General features: G+C 44.2%; 25 protein-coding genes. 7 read left to right on the forward strand and 18 right to left on the reverse strand.

The annotated features are described in order from the left end of the window. Positions 1–75: 75 nt before the first annotated feature. The 10 genes from GDZ68_RS17350 to GDZ68_RS17395 form a co-directional block, all read right to left on the reverse strand. Positions 76–426 (reverse strand): DUF2200 domain-containing protein, encoded by a 351-nt coding sequence (locus GDZ68_RS17350; RefSeq protein WP_153723582.1) that lies wholly within the window; start codon positions 424–426, stop codon positions 76–78. Positions 427–453: 27 nt separating this feature from the next. Further along, positions 454–768, reverse strand: a complete 315-nt coding sequence (locus GDZ68_RS17355) for a hypothetical protein (RefSeq protein ID WP_153723583.1) — start codon at positions 766–768, stop codon at positions 454–456. 263 nt (positions 769–1,031) lie between these two features. Beyond that, the gene (locus GDZ68_RS17360; protein ID WP_153723584.1) at positions 1,032–1,382 is read right to left on the reverse strand and encodes a hypothetical protein; all 351 of its coding nucleotides are present in this window, start codon (positions 1,380–1,382) and stop codon (positions 1,032–1,034) included. Positions 1,383–1,465: 83 nt separating this feature from the next. Then, a complete protein-coding gene (locus GDZ68_RS17365; RefSeq protein ID WP_330583165.1) occupies positions 1,466–2,065 on the reverse strand; it encodes a stage II sporulation protein M in 600 nt (199 codons plus the stop codon). Between the two features lie 183 nt (positions 2,066–2,248). Next, entirely contained in the window at positions 2,249–2,800 is a 552-nt protein-coding gene (locus GDZ68_RS17370) for a DUF2268 domain-containing putative Zn-dependent protease (protein ID WP_194841223.1), read from the reverse strand. A gap of 104 nt (positions 2,801–2,904) precedes the next feature. After that, complete coding sequence (locus GDZ68_RS17375) at positions 2,905–4,722, reverse strand: serine hydrolase domain-containing protein (RefSeq protein ID WP_228551160.1); 1,818 nt, start codon at positions 4,720–4,722, stop codon at positions 2,905–2,907. Positions 4,723–4,792: 70 nt separating this feature from the next. Further along, positions 4,793–5,272: a hypothetical protein gene (locus tag GDZ68_RS17380; RefSeq protein ID WP_153723587.1), complete on the reverse strand. Its 480-nt coding sequence runs from the start codon at positions 5,270–5,272 to the stop codon at positions 4,793–4,795. Positions 5,273–5,354: 82 nt separating this feature from the next. Further along, positions 5,355–5,609 carry a hypothetical protein gene (locus GDZ68_RS17385; RefSeq protein ID WP_153723588.1) on the reverse strand — a complete coding sequence of 85 codons (255 nt, stop codon included), beginning with the start codon at positions 5,607–5,609 and terminating at the stop codon, positions 5,355–5,357. Between the two features lie 24 nt (positions 5,610–5,633). After that, positions 5,634–5,804, reverse strand: a complete 171-nt coding sequence (locus GDZ68_RS17390) for a hypothetical protein (protein ID WP_153723589.1) — start codon at positions 5,802–5,804, stop codon at positions 5,634–5,636. A 37-nt stretch (positions 5,805–5,841) separates the two neighbouring features. Beyond that, positions 5,842–6,633, reverse strand: a complete 792-nt coding sequence (locus tag GDZ68_RS17395) for an alpha/beta fold hydrolase (protein ID WP_153723590.1) — start codon at positions 6,631–6,633, stop codon at positions 5,842–5,844. Between the two features lie 202 nt (positions 6,634–6,835). Here GDZ68_RS17395 and GDZ68_RS17400 point away from each other — a divergent pair, with 202 nt between their 5' ends. Next, positions 6,836–7,756: an MBL fold metallo-hydrolase gene (locus GDZ68_RS17400; protein WP_153723591.1), complete on the forward strand. Its 921-nt coding sequence runs from the start codon at positions 6,836–6,838 to the stop codon at positions 7,754–7,756. A gap of 59 nt (positions 7,757–7,815) precedes the next feature. Here GDZ68_RS17400 and GDZ68_RS17405 read toward each other — a convergent pair whose 3' ends face one another. From GDZ68_RS17405 to GDZ68_RS17425, 5 genes are all read right to left on the reverse strand, one after another. Then, positions 7,816–8,466: a hypothetical protein gene (locus GDZ68_RS17405; protein ID WP_153723592.1), complete on the reverse strand. Its 651-nt coding sequence runs from the start codon at positions 8,464–8,466 to the stop codon at positions 7,816–7,818. A 23-nt stretch (positions 8,467–8,489) separates the two neighbouring features. After that, the gene (locus tag GDZ68_RS17410; RefSeq protein ID WP_194841224.1) at positions 8,490–8,777 is read right to left on the reverse strand and encodes a TIGR04104 family putative zinc finger protein; all 288 of its coding nucleotides are present in this window, start codon (positions 8,775–8,777) and stop codon (positions 8,490–8,492) included. Between the two features lie 249 nt (positions 8,778–9,026). Beyond that, on the reverse strand, positions 9,027–10,340 hold the full coding sequence (locus GDZ68_RS17415) for a 2-hydroxycarboxylate transporter family protein (protein ID WP_153723594.1): 1,314 nt from the start codon (positions 10,338–10,340) through the stop codon (positions 9,027–9,029). After that, the gene (locus GDZ68_RS17420; protein ID WP_153723595.1) at positions 10,340–11,203 is read right to left on the reverse strand and encodes an HpcH/HpaI aldolase/citrate lyase family protein; all 864 of its coding nucleotides are present in this window, start codon (positions 11,201–11,203) and stop codon (positions 10,340–10,342) included. Before GDZ68_RS17420 ends, GDZ68_RS17415 begins: the two co-directional genes overlap by 1 nt. A 12-nt stretch (positions 11,204–11,215) precedes the next feature. After that, entirely contained in the window at positions 11,216–12,394 is a 1,179-nt protein-coding gene (locus GDZ68_RS17425; RefSeq protein WP_153723596.1) for a CaiB/BaiF CoA transferase family protein, read from the reverse strand. A gap of 149 nt (positions 12,395–12,543) precedes the next feature. Here GDZ68_RS17425 and GDZ68_RS17430 point away from each other — a divergent pair, with 149 nt between their 5' ends. Both GDZ68_RS17430 and GDZ68_RS17435 read left to right on the forward strand, forming a co-directional pair. Continuing rightward, on the forward strand, positions 12,544–13,176 hold the full coding sequence (locus GDZ68_RS17430; protein WP_194841225.1) for a GntR family transcriptional regulator: 633 nt from the start codon (positions 12,544–12,546) through the stop codon (positions 13,174–13,176). Positions 13,177–13,197: 21 nt separating this feature from the next. Continuing rightward, positions 13,198–13,530 (forward strand): DUF1284 domain-containing protein, encoded by a 333-nt coding sequence (locus GDZ68_RS17435; RefSeq protein WP_330583166.1) that lies wholly within the window; start codon positions 13,198–13,200, stop codon positions 13,528–13,530. Between the two features lie 496 nt (positions 13,531–14,026). Here GDZ68_RS17435 and GDZ68_RS17440 read toward each other — a convergent pair whose 3' ends face one another. The 3 genes from GDZ68_RS17440 to GDZ68_RS17450 are packed head-to-tail and all read right to left on the reverse strand — an operon-like array spanning position 14,027 to position 17,221. Then, complete coding sequence (locus GDZ68_RS17440; protein ID WP_153723598.1) at positions 14,027–15,256, reverse strand: Zn-dependent hydrolase; 1,230 nt, start codon at positions 15,254–15,256, stop codon at positions 14,027–14,029. Beyond that, a complete protein-coding gene (locus GDZ68_RS17445; protein WP_228551161.1) occupies positions 15,253–16,005 on the reverse strand; it encodes an L-2-amino-thiazoline-4-carboxylic acid hydrolase in 753 nt (250 codons plus the stop codon). Before GDZ68_RS17445 ends, GDZ68_RS17440 begins: the two co-directional genes overlap by 4 nt. Next, the gene (locus GDZ68_RS17450; RefSeq protein ID WP_153723604.1) at positions 15,998–17,221 is read right to left on the reverse strand and encodes a trans-sulfuration enzyme family protein; all 1,224 of its coding nucleotides are present in this window, start codon (positions 17,219–17,221) and stop codon (positions 15,998–16,000) included. The genes GDZ68_RS17445 and GDZ68_RS17450 overlap by 8 nt, the downstream gene beginning before the upstream one ends. A 117-nt stretch (positions 17,222–17,338) precedes the next feature. On the opposite strand from GDZ68_RS17450, the gene GDZ68_RS17455 reads away from it, so the two are divergent. The 4 genes from GDZ68_RS17455 to GDZ68_RS17470 all read left to right on the forward strand — a co-directional run. Beyond that, entirely contained in the window at positions 17,339–18,205 is an 867-nt protein-coding gene (locus GDZ68_RS17455; RefSeq protein ID WP_153723599.1) for a LysR family transcriptional regulator, read from the forward strand. A gap of 185 nt (positions 18,206–18,390) precedes the next feature. Next, a complete protein-coding gene (locus GDZ68_RS17460; protein ID WP_153723600.1) occupies positions 18,391–19,344 on the forward strand; it encodes an agmatinase family protein in 954 nt (317 codons plus the stop codon). A gap of 113 nt (positions 19,345–19,457) precedes the next feature. Further along, positions 19,458–20,093: a helix-turn-helix transcriptional regulator gene (locus GDZ68_RS17465; RefSeq protein WP_153723601.1), complete on the forward strand. Its 636-nt coding sequence runs from the start codon at positions 19,458–19,460 to the stop codon at positions 20,091–20,093. Positions 20,094–20,140: 47 nt separating this feature from the next. Then, positions 20,141–20,579 (forward strand): divalent metal cation transporter (locus GDZ68_RS17470; RefSeq protein ID WP_194841226.1); only part of this gene is annotated, 439 nt, incomplete at its 3' end.

Raw genomic sequence — 20,579 nt, forward strand, 5'->3', positions numbered from 1 at the left:
ATTCAGAATAGTGTCCAAGTTGTGTCGCACACAGGCACCTCAATTTAATTGGCACCTCAATTCAGCAATCACGAATCACTTCCGCAAAATCTTCTCCATCTTCTTTCCTTTTGCCAGTTCATCAATCAGCTTATCCATATACCGGATTTCGCGCATGACCGGTTCTTCAATATCTTCCACACGCACACCGCAGACAACACCCTTAATCAAATCGCGGGACGGATTGAGCTGCGGAGCTTCCTCGAGAAACGTCTCAAAATCTGTCTGCTTTTCCAGCTGCATGTCCAATTCTTCTTCACTGTAACCCGTCAGCCATTGGATAATTTCATCCACTTCCTTTTTCGTACGCCCTTTCCTCTCCGCCTTCGCTATGTAAAGAGGATAGACTTTCGCAAAACTCATCGTATAAATTTTATGTTTCGTCATTGCATTCTCCACCTTTCCGTATGCATATTATAAACGGCCTTTATAATCTCCTGGGACGATCTTTCGTAATATGTGCCTTCCCGACTTTTTCATCAGCACATAATCCACAGTATAGTTCTGATCCACTTCGATTAATGCCCATATACTGAAATCTTCAATATATACTTGCCTTTCATTCGCGAGTACAATCCATTGTTCATCAGAATTAATCTCATGGTCTTTATCGATTACATTTATATATTCAGTCGTACTCCCGACAACGCTGTCGCCAGTGAAGATGAAGAATAATGCAAACACCGCAATCGCAGCGAATAATAACAGCAGTCGAATTTTGTTATTCATAGGTTCCTCCTTGAAATTCTATGAGATATCAGAGAATGAAACTATACATTTTTTCATAACCAAACGGCAGGATTGCCGCTGTCAGTAAGGCAATCAAAATCACTGCGGACATCAATATCTGCTGTTTTCTTTTTGATATGGTTTTTCTCCTAAAGGCAATCCTCCCTGCTTTTAGAATGAATACAACCATAATCCCAATGATGACAATAGAAAATGAACTGCTCAAAATAACTTCGATGACGATTCCTCATTTCCATAACCCTTTAGCTCTCAACGTTCTTTTTTATAGTCAGCATGCTTCCTTCCTGCAATAAAAGCTGGCTGACATCAGTGATCTCGTGCAAGTACACTTCGGATTTTCTTACTATTTCCAATCCAACACGATTCGAACTTAACAGATTTGCGATTTGCATATGGCAAACCTCATAAGGAGCTGTGTGGTTGTGAATATATTGCAGTAACTCCCGCAGCTCCCACTTCTTTTCAAGACTTTGCATTTCTATTTGAATCGGATAATCGAATCCTGAAATCTCTGTCTCCATAAAGTTAAAATCAAGGGACCCGCTTCCTGCATTCATTCTTTTATCTGAAGATAGATAATAATAATGTGTCATAGCACACCTCCATCCTGCTCAGAATCGCAATTATAGTACGTTTGAAAATAAAGATCATACGCACGTTTCACTATTTCTCCAAACTACTTTTGAATTAAGCTCAATATCATATCGCCTATGTACGTTTCCACAAAGGCAGCCAGGGCAATCAGCGGCAGCACGAACAGCACGTAGATTTTCACTGTTTTGAGAGCCTTCCTGCCAAAAGATATTCTCTCTTTGTCTTTCTTACATACATTTCTGATTTTACCTCTGACAGCCCGATTTAGTTCAAATAAAATTGCGGCAAATAAACAAAGTGCAAACACTTCTATTACATAATGAGGAATCGCAGATGCGATGATCTCCAAACCTTTTCTGAGATCAATCTGCAATAGAATGCCAAAAAGGATGCCAGGCAGTAAAGAAGTTGTAAGTATATTTAATAGATATAGAAATTGCACCGGAATGAATGCCAGGAAAAGCATTTGTAAAGGCACGCTAACCCCATTATTCACAATGTATGCCCCTATTTTTTTAATTCCTGCGGCCTCTTTCACCTGCTCTGACGACCTATTATCAACCCATTCCGTTACACTCTTCACATCAGGGCTGATTATATAAGTAAGCAAGGCTGCCAATATAGTGGCAGCTGCTGCTAGTATAAAAAATTTCACAGCTCTTTTACATGTACTGTTATTCACGATTTTAAAGATTTACGACACCTCATCCAGAATATAAATATTCAATCCATAATTGTAACGCCATCTTCCTGCTGAGATTTCCCATTGCGAAACTTTCATTATCTAATGGCACTTTTACTGAACAGCAAAGTTGCCATTCACCAGAATCCCAACCCGCGCTGTCGATTGGACAATCCAAAAGTATTATCGATAGTTCGCTATATAGTTCACTTCTTCATAGATCTCCTTGGGATCTGCAAAGGTCCATTCTTCCACCGTTATCTCCGGATGCAATTCTAAGTAAGACCTGACTATTTTGTATCCTTCGCTGTAGTCGTAGGAAGTAGGAAGTCCATTCGCGCCTCCTATTTTCATTTCCAGAATCTCCTCCCCGGCCACACTATCAAGGTACGGTTCCAGCTTGCTCCAATGATCGCTGTTAAAACTTTCGTCTAATAAAGCATGCATATGGTTTAAATTGGGATACACGAGAGTTTCAAACATCACAGCCTCCCCTTCCAATACTACATGATCTAACCCGGTCAGAAACTCTTTTTCCGCCAGATGTTTTCCGAGCCAGACGCTGTGATGATATTCATGGGCCATGCCCGGTTTAAAATAGTGGTCGAACCTTTCATAATGGACAATAATTTTCCCAGCGCCAATTGTCGCCATATCAGAAGGGAAGTTTTCATTTTCAGGAAAAATACATACGGCAGTTTTTTCATCTGCCGGAAGAATACTGGAGGATTTCACAAGCGATTCTTCAAATACTTCATTTAACTTATCTGTATTTATGATAGTTCTGAATAGTGTCCAAATTGTTTCTTACACAGGCACGTTTCAACGCTATGCGGAATTTACAAATAAAACTCCCAATAAAAAACATTTACACATAAAATAAAAGTAAAGATCACTGTCAGATTCCAAACAGCCCTCTCGTACTTGCGCAGCTCCCTACTTCTCATTTTGACAAGTAACACTCCACAGTTGACAAGGACCAGTACGACATACAGAAGATTGCAGAATAAAAACGGTTTGAGAGATGAATAACTCGCCATGGAAAAAGTCTTATTAAATATCCAAAACAGATTAAGTGCAAAGAGCAGATTCAGCAAATGGTGGACAAACAGAAGCGAGTACATGCTTTTTTTACTCCGGACCTTTCGGAATACCGCTAATGCCATGCAGAACAAGGAAAACACAACAGCCAGCAACCCGAGTATAATTCCAGTCCATTCCAGCAGATGTTTAGGATAGGGAATGTACAGCAGATCTGAATACATATTCGATAACAACTTCCCGCTTTGCGGGCCTACTGAATACACATCCATACTGTACATACTGAAATCATTTTCCGTATGATATATGCCCGGCTCGAGCTGCGAATAGGATAAACCGTTCGTCCTTACATCGTGCAGCCCGCTCTGTTTCGTATGGCTTCGTACAAACAGTCCATACACCTTGCTGAATCCGTGTCGAGGCACCCGGGCCGGTTCATAAATACCTTTCCATCGCGAAGAGTCTTCCAAACTGCTGTCATTTTCACTATGTGTATAGTCACCGAAAACCAGTTCAGGTATCCCTGCTGTGAACGTACTTTCATTTTCACTATTCGTCAGCACCAAAACTCCAGTGTGTTCTTTTCTATCCACATAAAAAGAGGAGCTGAACGCCTTGGTGTTTCCGCTATGGCCATACACATGCCCGCTCTTTGACGGTAAATAAAATAATCCGTTCGCGATTCTTGGGATAGCGATTTCCGGATAATACAACGTCGGTTCAAACAGCGTATCAATCGTGGTTTCATCGGAAAATAAAGAGGTTCCTTCTTCAACCGCCAGCGCGTGCAGCAATTTCTGAAGATCTCCAGCTGTTCCTATCACACTGCCTGCCGGGTATAACGGAATAGTGTATAAATTCGGTTTGATTACTTCGAGTTCATTCGAATAGCCTTTCACTTTTCTCCTTTGCTCTTTCACCCATTTATTATCATCTTGTTCGGGGTCTATCGCTGTTTTCGTCATGTGAAGGGGTTCGAAGATATTCTTCCATACATAGTCCCGGTAATCCAGGCCGCTGATTTCTTCCACAATGTACGCAGCAAGCGCACTTCCGTAATTCGAATACGCCACCACCTCCCCTGGAGAAAATATTTGCCGGACATCCGCCGATACCAGCACTTCCCGTAATGAATTCTTCTGGGCGGGGCGGTGAATCATCAAGTCGGTAAAGCTGTCATCGAAACCCGCTGTGTGATGCATTAAATGCCGCATCGTGACAGGTTCTTCAAACTTTGCTTTAGGACGAAAATCATTCGGCAGATACGTCTCGACAGCTGTTTCCAGATCCAGCTTGCCCGACTCCGCCAACTGCAGAACACTGATCCAGATCAGAATCTTCGAAACCGATCCCCATTCAAAAACTGTATTTTCAGTTACCGGAATCTGTTCTTCTCTATTGGAGTAGCCTTTCATCTTGTATATCACGGCATCTTGGTCCAGCACAATCGCTGCCAGTCCCGCGATCTCCGCTTCATGTTCCTTCATATACATCTCCAGCTGATCTTCCAAAGTAGAAAACTCACTTTCGGAAAACGCGGAATGAGAAGTCCATGCAATTGAACTCACAAGCAACAGAAAGCAGATGAACATTTTAAAAACCTGACGACTGCCCACTATGTTTCCGCTCCCCTTCCCCAAACAGTTTCATTTTGGAATCTGGTACCTAGATCTGCTTACTTCTTCTTTACTCTGTAACCGCCCGGATCTCATTTATCGCATTTGTAAAACTCGGATCAGGCGTACTTATCTTATGCCCTTCGGCAAGCGAGATGTAATAATCCTTATTTGATAGTTGGAAGTAGTTTTGATTTTCCTGCTCTTTTTCAAAATAAATGGTGTATTTGTGATTGGAGTTTGTTTCTAATTCCCAGCTTCCACCCATCTCCATGACAACATTTGCCGATATTCTATGGGCAGAATAGCCATCTTTATTTTTGAATAGTTCCCCTGCAGAATACATGTTTTTCTTGAGTTTGATCACCAATAGTTCTTCGTCATTCGTTGTCGTAATCAAGTCAATATTCCCTTTAATTTCATCGCTTTGAATAAGATCTTCTATAGCCTCTTCTTTTGACGGGAAATAGCTTAATTCATCATCTTCGCTGCAGGCAGATAAAAATAAAACACTGGTCATCAGCAACATCATGATAAAACGTTTGATCATACGTACACCCTACTTTTCTATTAGTAAAATTGATAAATGAACTGCGCTTGATTCCCAAAGTCACTGATATCTTCTGCGCTTACTACTGCTGCAAGCTCGACATAAACCAAATCTTCCAATCGAAAACTCCTTCAAATTCAAAAACCTCTGCATCATCAGGAACCGGAATACCGTCTTGGATATATCCCATTTCATACCCCGGCTCCTCATTTACAAATACAGTCTCCACGTCCTCAGCGTCCTCAAACGGTCCATTCATTTGAAATGTTTCTCTAATTGCCCATTGACCATCTTCTTCATGAACCTCAGCTACCCAAATATCCTGATCATTCATCATTCCTCTAAAAACCAGTAATTCTAACTATCCATTCACTTGATGAGATCCATACACATGAGTTTCTCTTTCATCGTTTTCAACCAACATCAACTGTAAAGCATCCTCGGGGGTATCCGCTGAACTCTGACTTTTTTCAGAGCATCCTAAAAGTAAAAGCGCCAGTGAAAATGCAAGAATCATAAAATTTCTCTTCATTTTTTCACCTCTTCCAGTCAGCTCTCCAACAAATCATTCAGCTTAGAAAACCTGCCAATACATGATTAAATTCGTTGTAATTGTCGACATTGGCGTTATGCGCAGCATCACTTATTACAGCTACTGGATACCCGGTCCGGGCTGACCATTTATAATTATATTTCTTCACATTCCCCGTATGATCTTTTTCCCCAATTACTAATAAGACAGGAAAGGGAAATTTAGCTGTTTTAGTTCTCTTAAGTAATTCTTTATAGGATATGTCCATGATGTTGATGATTTCCTCTTTGCTAAGTTTAGAAATCGAAGAAAACATAACAGCAAACGCATAATCTGTTCTGGTTGCACCTTTGGAAATACTTTTGATTAACATTTTATAAGGAATTAAGGAAGATAAATAACCTACCCTAGATAAGATAAACCTTTCCCGTCTCGAATAGTAATAATATCCAAAAGGAGTGGCACCAACGCCTACCAACCCCTCTACATGTTCAGGGTAACGGACTCCAAACTCCTGGCAAACATAGCCGCCTAAAGACTGACCCACTAGTACAACTTTGCATATGTTTTCTTGAGTCAATATATTTTTTAATACGTCCGCAATGTTTGTGAATGTAAAATCCTTGTAATATCGGGACTCTCCATGCAGCGGCAGATCTAAGGTGATAATTTTACACTCGTTAAGGAAATAATTAACTTGCTTATCAAACATCGAATGGTCAGCCGTCATGCCGTGTACAAAAACGAGACATTTTGCATCAGATCTTTGATTGCCCCCAATCCAATAATATAAATCTCCATTTTGAGTATGTATGAATTTTTTCTCCATGGTTATTCTCACACCCCTTTTCTTCAATCAAATAACTTGAAGCTGACTGCAGTCTCCTTTATTTGAAATCCAAGCAGATTTTCCATTAAACTATTTTTAGCGTGCCTGTGCGCCACACAACTCGGACACTATTCAGAATTGTTTCCAAGTTGTGTCGCGCACAGGCACCTCCAAATAGAGATTGGCGAAGGGAAGGTCATTCATGTCACCGAAAAAGCGCTATACGAACCTGGATCATATGAGCAGCGGAAATTCCTTGCACGATCTCCTGCGCTGGCAGAGCGAACGCAGGAAGAATCCAAAAGACCTCAGCTTGTCGATCGAACAGGCGCCTTCTAAAGAAACCAGCCGGCTATTTGCCAACAGAACCGAAGCTTCTATCACCTGGATCGGACACTCCACATTTTTAATTCAAATGAACGGACTCAATATGATTACCGATCCAGTCTGGGCGTCCCGCATGCCGATTATGAAACGATTGACGAAACCCGGCATCAAACTGAACGAGCTGCCGGAAATCGATGCCGTGCTTATTTCTCACGGTCATTATGATCACCTGGATTTCGCGACCATCAGGCGTTTGAAAGGCAAGCCGACTTATTTCGTTCCTGCTGGTTTGGGACGCGCATTCAAAAGACGGGGTTATAAAAAAGTAGTCGAGGGAGAATGGTACGATTCCTTCCTGCTCGATGACCTGACATTCACATTTGTGCCAGCGCAGCATTGGACGAAACGGACGCTGACCGATACGAACACTTCCCATTGGGGCGGCTGGATTATCGAAAGCAGGGAACATTCCGTCTATTTCGTCGGTGACACAGGCTATTTCCGCGGCTTCAAGGAAATTGCCGCTAGGTTCACTATCGACACCGTGCTGATGCCGATCGGCGCCTATGAGCCCGATTGGTTTATGAAAGTCGACCATATTAATCCAGAAGATGCGGTGAAAGCATTTTTGGAGCTGAATGGAAAGACATTTATCCCGATGCATTATGGTGCCTATCATTTAGCTGACGACACCGGGCCAGAAGCGATTGAACGACTGGATGCAGAGTGGAACAGACAGCAATTGAATGCCTCTCAATTAAGGAAATTACTTATTGGGGAAACGCACTGGCTGTGATATATTCACGGACCAGCTGCAGCATCTTTTCCTGCATTTCCTCGTCATTCAGTTCTTTGTCAATCGAATATCCTATGTGGATAAATATGTCCTTCATAATAAGCGTAAAATTCATTGGCAGCTGTCCCCACAACAGCTATCCCTTTATCCGTTTCTTCATAATACCGATATAATAACGCACTGTCGGTAGCGAGAACTTGTTGATACACAGGCAGATCTTCCGTTAGCTGTTCTTTCCTGATCTCATTTCCAACAGAGTCAGTTTTCTCTGTACTATCGTATGATTCAAGTGGATTTTTATCAGCTTCCGTTACCGAAACAATGAAAAAGTCATCGGATAAGCCATACTCATCTGTGCCAAAATAGCTTAACTGCACTTGATTTTTCACGTTACCATTCTCGTCTTTGGATGTGACCAGATACACTTTCTGCTCGTCAGTCTGGAACGGAAGCTTCGTAAGATCAATCGTCTTTACAGCGGTTTTCATTTTTTCGGATAATGAGGTATCTGATTCGATAATTGGAATCGGTTTATAGTAATTGACACGCTCTCGTTCATCCAGATGGTCGTAGGATTTGAAGTATTCGCTGAACGTCAAGCCTTCACCTTTTACTTTTTCCAAGTCTGCCTGATCCGTCGAACAGCCGGCTACTATACTGCTGAAGAATAGCAGCAACAAAATGAAGCCTGATATTCTTTTTATCGTCATACAAAACTCCCCTTCACGCTGAATTACATAGCTTTCCTATATCTGACGGCAAACGGTGCCAGCATGGAACCGATGAGTAAGATGAGAATTGCGCCTGCAAGTATCAGCGCATAGTTCGGTTTATTCGAGAAGTAACTTCCCAGGAGTACCACCGGAAACATTGTCATCGAAACAAAAGTCATCCTGCCGAGCGGGGTAATCTTATGTACGGTATCACACTCACTGCACTCTATCGGTCTGTAATTTCGCCACAGCGAAGTGAAAATCGTCTTCCATTTAAACTGCTTGCCGCAGTTTTCACATTTTTTCAAGATAGAACCACCTCGCATTTATATCTCCTGAAATAGTCGTGTAAACTCATTCTGAATTCAGGAAATCTTTTCCTCTATGATAAGCTAAAGCTAATTGCTTTACTAGGGGAGGATGATTTTGCACCTTATTTTCTATGTACCTGTGTGCCACACAAATTAGATACTATTCAAATCAGTGCTGTACATAGCCATCCAAAAAAAACAGCAGCACGAACCATTGAAGGTACATGCTGCTGTTTTTTCATTTATTTATACAAAGATATTCACCAGCAGGCCGGCGAGCAGGATAATCAACGCTCCGCCAAGTCTGGATGAAATCTGGGCAAACGGCATCAGCTCCATACGTTTTGCTGCTGAAAGAACAGCGACGTCCCCTGTTCCGCCCATATTCGCCATACAAAGACCTGCTGTAATGGCTGCTTCGATTGGATAGAAGCCTACCAGTTTGCCGACAAATCCTGCACCGATAATCGCACCGAGCACCACACCCATTACAATGAACACATATTGAATACTCAAAGCTGAAAGAATAGCTCCTAAATCGGTATAAACTACACCTACGCCGATCAACAGAGCAAGTGTAAAGTTTTTCGATACGAATTGATACCATTGACTTGCGCTTTCTTCAATATAAGCAGGCAGCAGATTGGCTGCTTTCACCGCAGCGACCACGATGATCATGATGGCATACGGGTGAATTGGAATGAATTCACCGAGAATCGTTCCAATCATATAGAAGGAAGCTGCAGCCACCAAGCCTACTCCCATCTTGCTGAAGTCAGCTTTCAAAACAGGCTGTTCATACGTGAATCCTTTGATCAGCTGTCCGTTCCCTGTCAAACTTGGGAATTTATTGCCGAGGGCATTCAAGCCGGCAGCGAAAATGATGGCAAATACATTACCAAGCGCTAATGCCGGAATCAAAAGTGACATATAGTAGCTCGTATCTTTCCCGAGAAGCTCGGAATACACCTGCGCCATCGGAACAGCTCCTGCCCCAAGGCCACCTCCCATGATCGGCAGTGTCATGACAAGCACAGAATCCTGAAGTGAAAACCCGACAAGCGCGCCGACAAGTGCAGCCAGAATAATTGCCCCTGCAATTCCTGCGAGCAGCGGCAAGGCGTAACGGACACCCGCCTGAACTAAAACTTTAGAATTCATTCCTAAAATACTGCCTGTAATTAATGCGGCGATATAGAAATTAAGAAAGTCGCCCGCTTTCATAAATTCGGAAATACTTTCGACTGTTCCTGCAGGCATTAGTCCCGAATATGCAAGGTAAGATGACCCGAAAATGGCAACAATTGCACCGCCTCCGAGAAGTGACTTGACAATCGGTGTATGATCGCCGATAAAACCGAGCAGTTCACCAAGTACAATCATGATCAGCAGTGCACCAATCAACCCTGGCGGCAGAACGCCCATATACATACTGGCGATTGCAATGGCTGAAAAGCCTAGGAACCATCCGATCGGCAAATTAAAAATCGTAACTTTTTGCGATAATAACGGATTTGCATCTATCTCTAACGTTTTTTTTGTATCCGCTGCATTTGCCATCAGTTTTCCTCCTGTCTTTTCAAATCGAGCATCTTAGCCAGTTGGCAGATTTGTCTCGCCCGCTTGATGATTGGTTCATCAACCATTTTGCCGTGTAATTGGAATACCGCAGCGCCGTGTTCTTCCACGTATGCCATAATTTCCGCTGCTTCCTCTTTCTCAGCCTGCGTCGGCTGGAAAATTGAATTGACACTATCCACTTGCGCCGGGTGGATAGCAAGCTTACCGCCAAAACCAAGTCCCTTCACCATTACCGCTTCTTTCTCCAGCCCCGCTGTATCCCTGAAATCAACGAATACTGTATCAATCGGCTTTTGCAGTTCAGCAGCACGTGATGCAAGAACAATTCTTGAGCGTGCATATAATAACTCCGTTCCTTCTGCTGTCAGTGTAGCTCCGATATCCAATCCAAAATCCACAGAGCCGAACGCCAGTCGCTTCACACGGTCTGATGAGCAGCCGATATCAAAAGCATTCTGTACACCGAGCGCTGTTTCAAGCAAAGGTAAAATCTCGACATTTGCCGGAACGTCCAATGAAGTCAGCAGCTGATCCAGCGCCATAACATCCGCATCGCGATTCGTCTTCGGCAGCATAATCGCTCTTATTGTATCCGCTTTCACCGATGCGACAGCTTGAATATCGTCTAAAAAGTAAGGTGTTTCCATGGAATTAACACGCACAACCACAGATTTGGCAGTCGCAGAGAGAGCGGCGCATACTCTCTCACGTGCATCCGCTTTCTGATCAAGCGCCACAGCGTCCTCCAAATCATAAATGATGACATCAGCAGGCAGCTGCTCCGCCTTCGCAATAACCTTTTCATTATTTCCTGGAACAAACAGTAATGATCGCAGTAACATCGCTAGTCCTCCTCAGATTGTGTTTGTATCTTTACATTTTTGAATAAAGTCTTCATCAAAATTAAATTCACGCAAGATGCTGTCTGTATTTTCGCCGACGGACGGAATCGCTTCCATCACTGGTTCAAAGTCTTCAAATGTTGCAGGCGGCAGCAAAGCCTGAATCATGCCGTTCGGTGTTTTCACATCACGCCAGCGGTTACGTGCCTGAAGCTGTGGATGCTGGACAAATTCTTCAACAGAGTTCAGTCGTGCATTTGCAATCTTCGCCTTTTCGAGCAGCTCGATTAATTCATCTGCAGTATAGGCAGAGAAGCCTTCTTCAATGATTTTCTTCAGTTCTTCTTTATTTCCGACGCGGGCTGAATTGGTCTTATATTTTTCATCCGTGATCAAATCCGGGCGCTTCATAACCGTTTCTGAGAATGAGGCCCATTCCCTGTCATTCTGTATGGAAAAGAATACAAACTTTTCATCCTTCGCGGGAAATGGTCCGTATGGGAAGATCGTTGCGTGACTTGCTCCTGATCTGGCTGGTTCCGTGCCGCCGTAATGTGAATAATAAAGCGGATAGCCCATCCACTCGCCAAGCGCTTCGAGCATGGATACCTCAAATACTGAACCTTTCCCTGTCCGGCTCCGCTGAATGATCGCTGTCAGAATTCCTGTATACGCATACATTCCGGCCGCAATATCCGCTACAGAAACACCGGCTTTCGATGGTGTATCTTCTGTTCCTGTGGTCGAGACAAGTCCCGCTTCACATTGAATCAGCAAATCATATGCCTTTTTATCGACATACGGGCCGTATGAACCGTAGCCTGAGATGCCGCAAACAATCAACTTCTCGTATTTCTCCTTCAAAACCTGCGGGCTGAAACCTAAACGATCAACTGCGCCTGGTGCTAAATTCTGTATAAAAACATCCGCTTCTGACAACAGTTTGTGCAAGATTTCTTTTCCTTCATCACTCTTCAAATTCAGTGTCAGAGATTCTTTTGATCTATTGATCCAGACAAAGTGACTGGATAGACCGTCAACTGTCGTATCGTAGTGTCGGGCAAAATCACCGCTGATCGGGCGTTCTATTTTAATGACTCTGGCACCGAGATCGGCCAGCTGTCTTGTAGCAAACGGAGCTGCAACAGCCTGTTCCAATGAAACGACTGTGATTCCTTCAAGTGGTAACATCCATTTCTCCTCCTTTGGATTCTGGATACAGAATACTGTATCAATAGTATATCGATTTTTTTAAGTTGTCAATCAATTTTTCTTTGAGGTAGAATTTCCTTTTAAAATCGCTATAATGGAGAGAACAGATGAATGGGGTGCATATCAAAATGGAACCAATTGCCAAACTATCAACCAGAGACCAAGTCATCGCAACGTTGAGGAAAGCGATTTTTAACGGTGACTTAAAGGACGGGGAAGAGTTAATTCAGGAAGATATCGCCGCTAAACTAAATGTCTCCAGAATGCCTGTCCGTGAAGCGTTCTATGCGCTGGAGCGCGAGGGACTGCTGACGACCAATCAAAAACGCCGCGTCACAGTTAAAGGAATTACACATAAGGATATTCAAGATCACTACGATATTCGTGCCATGCTCGAAGGCGAAGCCGCAGCAAGAGCAAGCCAAAAAGAATTCGACAAAGACGAGCTGCTGGAAATTCAGAAAGATATTGAAACCGCAGTAGCTGGAGGGCAGACAAAGGATTACATCGTCGCCAACGAGCATTTCCACCGCATTATCTGGAAAGCTTCAGACAGTGAACGCCTGCAGTCCTTCCTCGATCAGATGTGGAACGGCCTCCCCCCTCATCTTGCCGAGATGCTTGGAGAGCAGATGAATAAATCAGTGGAAGAACATAAAATAATTGCCGACGCCATCATTTCCGGAAATGACAAAAAGGCCCGCGAAGCAACGGAAACTCATATCCGTCGAAGCATGAGGGACTTTCTTGAGAACTATTGAATTCCCGAAAGGCGGATCTAGATGATTGAACTACGCGGTCATCACATATTCTGCCTGCTCGGCTATCGCGGGATGGGCTACTCAAAGGAATATGTAGAGAATATGACGAAGGTACACACGATTTTACGAGAACAGACGGAAACCATGATTCAAATCATTCCAGGACCTGACGATTTATGTGCGAAGTTTCCTGACGACCAGCCGTACCATTGCCTAGACAAAGGGGTTTATGAACACGACGCCGACATCCTCAAGCGTCTCGCCCTCACATTCAGCGACGTCCTCCCTGATGCGAAGTGGAACGCCGGATTCGCGAGAATGTTGTGCCTGAGGATATTGCCATCGTGTGTGTGACGTGTTCTTGGCGGGAGTATTGAGTTTGTGAAGAAGGGTTTGGATTGGTCAGGGAGTTGAAGGGGTTGCGGAAGGTTCCTGAGAATAAAAGGGCGGCCCAATACGGCACAGCTAGTCTTTGAATAGACTGGTTGCGCCGCTTTTATCATATAAAACTTCCAATACTTACATTTATCAAGCAAACTTCCGGTTTTTCTGATGTACATTCGTTAGGAGTGAATTTTCGTGCGCACAAGATCTTGTTACGTGCGGCTGCCTGGTTGTTTGGTTCGCAGATCTCACTTTTTCGCGCACCTAAGTCGTAAGTACGAGCGGAGCCGGTCCGCATTGAAATCATCGCCGGATCACCCTCAACCTAAGAAGACGAGCGGAACTGATCCATGAGTGCAAATGGGAACTTTGAAAGTCCGATATGATCACGCGAACGACATCAATGAGTGCACTGGCAGCTTGCACGATTTAAAATAACGTTCGACCTACAAGCACTCTCTCCACCTTACATTTCATCCACAAGCGACAAAACCGTTTCATATAACAGTTCTGTCCCTTCTCCACAGTCTTCTCTGGAACTCCATTCTGCCGGATTATGGCTGATGCCGTCTTGTGAACGGACGAAAATCATGCCGATCGGACAGAAATCTTTGAATTGCATCCCGTCATGTCCCGCGCCGCTCGGTAAGCTGAAATAGGTCATGCCTAGTTTATGGCAGGCTGCTTCAATTGTCCGCTGAATAATTTCAGAGCATGGGACAGGGGCAACTCTTTGCAAAGTTTCGAATGCCACCTCAACACCTCTGTCACGACATACTTGCTGCGCATATGCCACCATTTTTTCCTCAGCTTTCCGCCTTAATTCTTCGTCAATATCCCGAAGGTCAAGTGTAAATATCGCTTCAGAAGGGATGACATTCACACCGCCGGGCTTCACGGAAATCTGGCCGATGGTCGCCACCAGATTCGGATAAATTTTCGCTTCTGCTTCTATGAACTGCATGATTTCCGAAGCAGCCATGAGCGGGTCTTTGCGCAGATTCATCGGTGTTGCACCTGCGTGTCCAGCCTCTCCGGTAATGGTCCATTTCATCCAAAGCGGGCCCGCGATCCCCGAAACGGCGCCTATTGCCAAAGCCTGATTCTCCAGCACCCGTCCCTGCTCGATATGCAGTTCTACATATGCTTTTACAGCAGCCGGATCTTTCGCGGCGTCTACAATCAATTCAGGATGAAGCCCCGATTCCTTCATTGCCTGTGCAATCGTCATTCCATTTTCATCGCGCTGTTCCAGATCCGTATCGGTTAACGTACCGGCAATCGCCCGGCTGCCGATCATCCCGAAGCCGAAGCGACTGCCTTCTTCATCTGTAAATGCGATTACTTCAATCGGATGATCATGTGATATACCTTGTTCACTCATTGTCTGCACTACTTCGATACCAGCAAGCACCCCGAGCGCTCCGTCGAACATACCGCCATTCGGAACCGTGTCGATATGGGAACCCATCAAAACAGCCGGTGCATCTTGTTGCCGTCCTTCTTTCCTGCCAATCAAATTTCCGACCGCATCTTCTCTGACCGTCATGCCGGCTTCCGCCATATACGAAGAGACCAACGCCTTTGCTTTACGTTCTTCTTCTGTAAAAGAAAAGCGAGTGACGCCTCCGCCAGCCTGCTTGCCGATCTCTCCCAATTCCATCAACCGAGCCCAAAGACGAGTTGGATTGATCATTTAGAAGCCTCTTTCTCGCCGTTCTCTTCTTTCATTTGGAATCGGAAGTGGCAGTTGCCTTCTTTCAATACATATTGATCGTGCACCACTTCAAAATTCGGATTAAATCCTTTGGCGATGGACGGGTCAATCATATGGCAATATAGTATTCCATAGTCTTCCATCCCATCCTTTTTCCATTGCTCTGCGAACGCGCATTTAGTAAATGTCTGTTCAATCTCCGTCGGATGAAAAATTGTTTCATATTCAAATAATTCACTACGTCCCATATCATAATTGGATAAGTAATTGTCCATCGTATTCGGTTTTCCGGCTGCTGCGGCACGGCGGGCAATATCGCGGCCGCGTTCTTCACCGAAAACGCCGACACTGTCCATCATCGCCCGCTCGCCTTCTTCTTTACCGAACTGCTCCACGACCGACTTGGCGATATGCGCAAAGAGTTTTGCCATTACGGCAAACATCGTGGAAGCTTCATGTCCCGCAGACTGTTGCGCTTTATTGTAGCCTTGGAATGTCTCTTTAATCTCTTCATCGTCAAACAGTTTTTCAAATGAAAACAGTGCCTGTTCCGTCAGCTGTCCGTCCATTTCCTCCTGCTGCCCGTCCACAACTTGCTGAACACCGGCCCGCATCATCTGTTTCCCCTCGTCCCCGAATCTGCTCGTAAGAATTTCCTCTATATGAGCCATCAGCTTCGCCGTAATCGTGTACATGGACACCGGTTTCAAATCTACTTCTTCACGCATTTGCCAACACTCCGTTTCGTTTACTGATTTCATTCACTATCTCAAAAGCCTGCGTCAAATCGTCAATGATGTCTTCTGCATCCTCAAGCCCCGCCGACAAGCGGATGAGTCCGTCTGTTATGCCGGCAGCAAGCCGTTCCGATTCAGGCAGCGATGAATGGGTCATCGTTGCCGGGTGCTGCACGAGGGTTTCGGGATCACCAAGACTAAAGGAAATCATCGACATTTTCAAGGCATCCATAAATGAGGTAGCCGCAGCTTTCCCGCCTTTCACCTCAAATGAAATGATGCCGCCCATCCCCTTCATTTGCTGTTCGGCAATTGCATGTTGCGGGTGAGATTTCAAACCCGGATAAAATACTTTTTCCACCAGCGGATGGCTCTCCAGAAATGTCGCAACCTCATGAGCATTGCTGCAATGACGCTCCATTCTGATTCCAAGTGTTTTCATTCCCCGTAAAATCAAAAATGCATCCCACGCACTTAATACTTGCCCAAGATCGCCCATGATCTGACTGCGTATGAACTTGATGAATTCCGCATCTCCGACAATTACGCCCGCCATCACATCACCATGGCCATTCAAATACTTCGTGGCACTGTGAATAACGATATCCGCTCCCAAGTCCAACGGTTTCTGCAAGCATGGCGACATAAATGTATTGTCTACAATCAGCGGAAGATCATGGTGTTGCGTCACTTTTGCAATCGCTTGGATATCTAAAATAGTCAGCAATGGATTGGACGGTGTTTCGATATAGACTGCCTTTGTATTAGGCTGTATCGCCTCCATGATGCAATTGATATCCGTACAATCCACCAAACTGAATGTAATCCCGCAACGCGGCGCTAATGTCGTTAAGAAATGATACGTACCGCCATAGACGTCTTTCGTGACAATCAGATGATCTCCACTCTGCAAGATGCCAAACAGCACACTGGATATAGCGGCCATCCCTGAACTTACTCCAAGGGCAGACTCCCCATTTTCGAGCGCCGCCATTTTATCCTCCAATTCACGCAATGTACTGTTGCCGTATCTGCCATAATAAATCCCGTCTCTTTTTCCCGACACCGTGTCAGACGCCATCTCATGAGTTTCAAACGAGTAAGCCACAGCCGGCACGATCGGCTGGACGACAGCACCTGTTTTTCTTTTTTCTGCCGGCTGGCCATGAATAAGTTCCGTGCTAACTCCCCAATGTCTAGTCAATATCAAAACTCCAATCGTTTTATTATTCCTTCTATTATAATTTCTCTATTTTACATAAGTCAAATGAATGTTTATAATACATTGTATGAATAAAATTAATAGTTGAAAGAGAGGAAACGTATGTCACTGCCAAAGTACGAGATTTTCAGGACTGTCGTCGAATTGGGGAGTTTATCAAAAGCCGCAGAGACGCTCCAGCTCACCCAGTCTGCCGTCAGTCATGCCATTGCCAGCCTGGAAACTGAATTTGGGTTTACACTGTTAATCAGAAACCGATCCGGAACGAGCCTGACCGAGAATGGCAATCACATGCTTGTATATATGCAAGAAATGTTGAAGATCAATGAACAAATGTTGCAGGAAGCGTCTAAGATAAACGGCATCGAAACAGGGATTGTCCGAATTGGCACGTTCCCAAGCGTCTCCATTCAATGGATTCCTCTCATCCTGAAGACCTTCCAAAAGGATTATCCACTAATTAACATCAAGCTGTACGAAGGAAACTATCATGACATTACCGAGTGGATTTCAGAGGGAAAAATTGACTTCGGTTTTTTATCTCTCCCTGCCGCAAGTTCTTTTGATACCATTCTGATCAAGAAAGATCCGCTGTTGTGCATTATCCCGGACACACATCCGCTTTATCATAATGAGCTAATTCACTATAAGGATCTTCACCAAGAGCCTTTTATCATGCCTAAATCCACAATCGATAATGATGTCAGCAGAATCTTTAAAAAGCATAAAATCACACCGTCTATCCAATATGAAATCGAAGAAGACCAAGCCATCATTGCAATGGTACAAAATGGCCTCGGCATTAGTATCCTGCCTTCCATGATACTGTATCGTCTCCCTGATACTATCCGCGCCATCCCGCTGGAAGGAAACTATTCCCGTTCCATCGGCATCGCAGCCACTTCTTTTAAACGTCTTTCCCCCGGAGCGAAAAAGTTGATTCAGCATATTCAGGACCGGGTGCTATGATCGTTTTGACGGTGCCTGTGCGCCACACAAATCCGAAACAATTCAGAGTAGTGTCTGAATTGTACTGCACACAGGCACCACTTAATGATATCCAATTTTAATTTTTTTAAAACCAATTGACAAATCATCAATATAGTTTTAAGATTATTAAAAAGGTTTTAAAAAAACTAAAGGTGGTTTTATAGATGAGTGAAACAATTTACGGTAATACACCATGTATGTTAGGTGCGAAAAATGTATCCGCTTCCAAGGACTTTTCAGATGTCGATGTTTTAGTATACGGTGTTCCTTGGGAAGGTGCGGTTACTTGGGGAGATTACACTGGCTGTGAATTGGGACCGAAAGTAATGCGTCTCACTTCTGCGCGATACTCAGGTTATCTTCCTGAACTCAATGATATGGATGTCTTCGAACATGTAAAACTCGGTGATGTTGGCGATGTAGATGTCGTGCCGGCAGATGTGGATGAAACAATGGACCGTATCACTGCTTTTACTTCTGATCTATGGAAGTCCGGTAAATTCGTCGTCGGGCTCGGTGGAGATCACGGGGTGACATTCCCGATCGTTCGCTCCATCACTGACCAAGGCAAAAAAGTCGGCATCATTCATTTAGATGCACATTACGACAATCTGCCCTCTCACAACGGAGATCAGTTCGCGCGATGCAGCCCGTTTGCTCGTCTTTACGAACTGGAAGGTGTCCGCAACGAAAGCATTATTCACACAGGAATCCACGGTCCGCGTAATATTCCGCAAAGCGGTCGCAACGCGAAAGCTGCCGGAGCTGTTACGGTTTCGATTAATGATATTCGTGAACATAAAGATATTAGAGCAATGGCGAAAGAAATCTATGACATGGCATCAAAAGATGTTGACTGTGTTTACTTGACTATTTGCAGTGACGTACTCGATTTCGCTTTCAACCCGGGCGGCCCTGTAGACGGAAACGGTTTGACTTCCTATGAACTATTAACAATGGTTCATGAAATCTGTAAACTCGGCGTCATTGGCATGGACTTCGTGGAAATCTATCCACAGCAGGATCCAAATCAAAACTCTGCACACTTTGCGTCTACACTCATTCTTTATGCTCTTGCAGGAAATATTTTGCACAATCAGCAGAATGAAACGAAGTAATTTTGCACGCGGCTCCTCAGCCATCGGAACTCAATCGCTGAAATCACTCGATTTTTTGCCGATTATATAGGAAACTAGATAAGATGATCTTGATACTGAGGAGTGTTTTTTAAATGAAAACAAATGACTATTTATTCGAAACGTATATACGGATGGCAGATGCAATTTACAGCATCTTTAATGTGAACTGCGAAGTGGTTATCCACGACATCACCAATGTAGGATCGTCGCTGATCTATATGAAGGGCGATGTGACTGGAAGAAGCGTCGGAGCTCCAACCACGGAAGTCATTTTGCGGGAATTGAAGAAAAAGCCGGAAGACATAAAAGACCTGAACGGCGTTATCACGAACACCGCCCGCGGCAAAATGATCAAAACTTCGATCGTTTTCATCCGCAATGAAGCGGGACAGGTCGTCGGATTCATGGGTATTAATTTGGATATTACGGAAGCGAACCGGCTCCATCAGATGCTTGGGGAGATGATTCAGCCGGATGAAAGTCATGACGGACAACAGTTTGACGAGTCTTATGCAACACATATTGACGAAGTGTTTGATCAGATTACGAAGAGTACGATTGTAGAGTTGGGGATCGATATTGAAAACTTGAAACGCGAAGACCGGATTAAATTCGTGCGTCACTTGGAAAATAAGGGAATGTTTCTTATACAAGGGTCTGTAGATCGGATTGCCGAGTTAGTGGGTGTATCGAAACAGACAATCTACAATTCACTCGAGGAAAAGTAAAGTCTCTTTTCCTCGTTCATTCGTAAGAAATTCAGGGGGATAGGAAAATGACAGCTAATTCTACGATTTCAGAGACGGGCAATAAAAAAGGATTGATGGCAAAAATCAAAGCCATGGGCCCTGGCGCGATTATCACAGCTTCTTTCATTGGCCCGGGCACCATTACGACTGCGACCAGAGCAGGGGCAGGTTTTGGCTACGCGCTCTTATGGGCGGTTGTATTTTCTATAATTGCCACTATTGTTCTGCAGGAAATGTCTGCACGATTAGGGGTCATTACGCAAAAAGGGCTTGGCGAAGCGATTCATGATCAGTTCCAGAAGCCTTTGCTGAAGTTCGCATCGATCTGGCTCGTGATTATTTCTATCGGAGTCGGCTGTGCTGCTTATATTTCAGGTGATTTAATGGGTACCTCATTAGGCATCTCTACCTTGACAAATATTCCAGCCAATGTTGTAAGCCCTTTCATCGGGATTGCGATTCTGA

The sequence above is a fragment of the Sporosarcina cascadiensis genome, from assembly GCF_009650995.1.
GTDB classification, from domain to species: domain Bacteria; phylum Bacillota; class Bacilli; order Bacillales_A; family Planococcaceae; genus Sporosarcina; species Sporosarcina cascadiensis.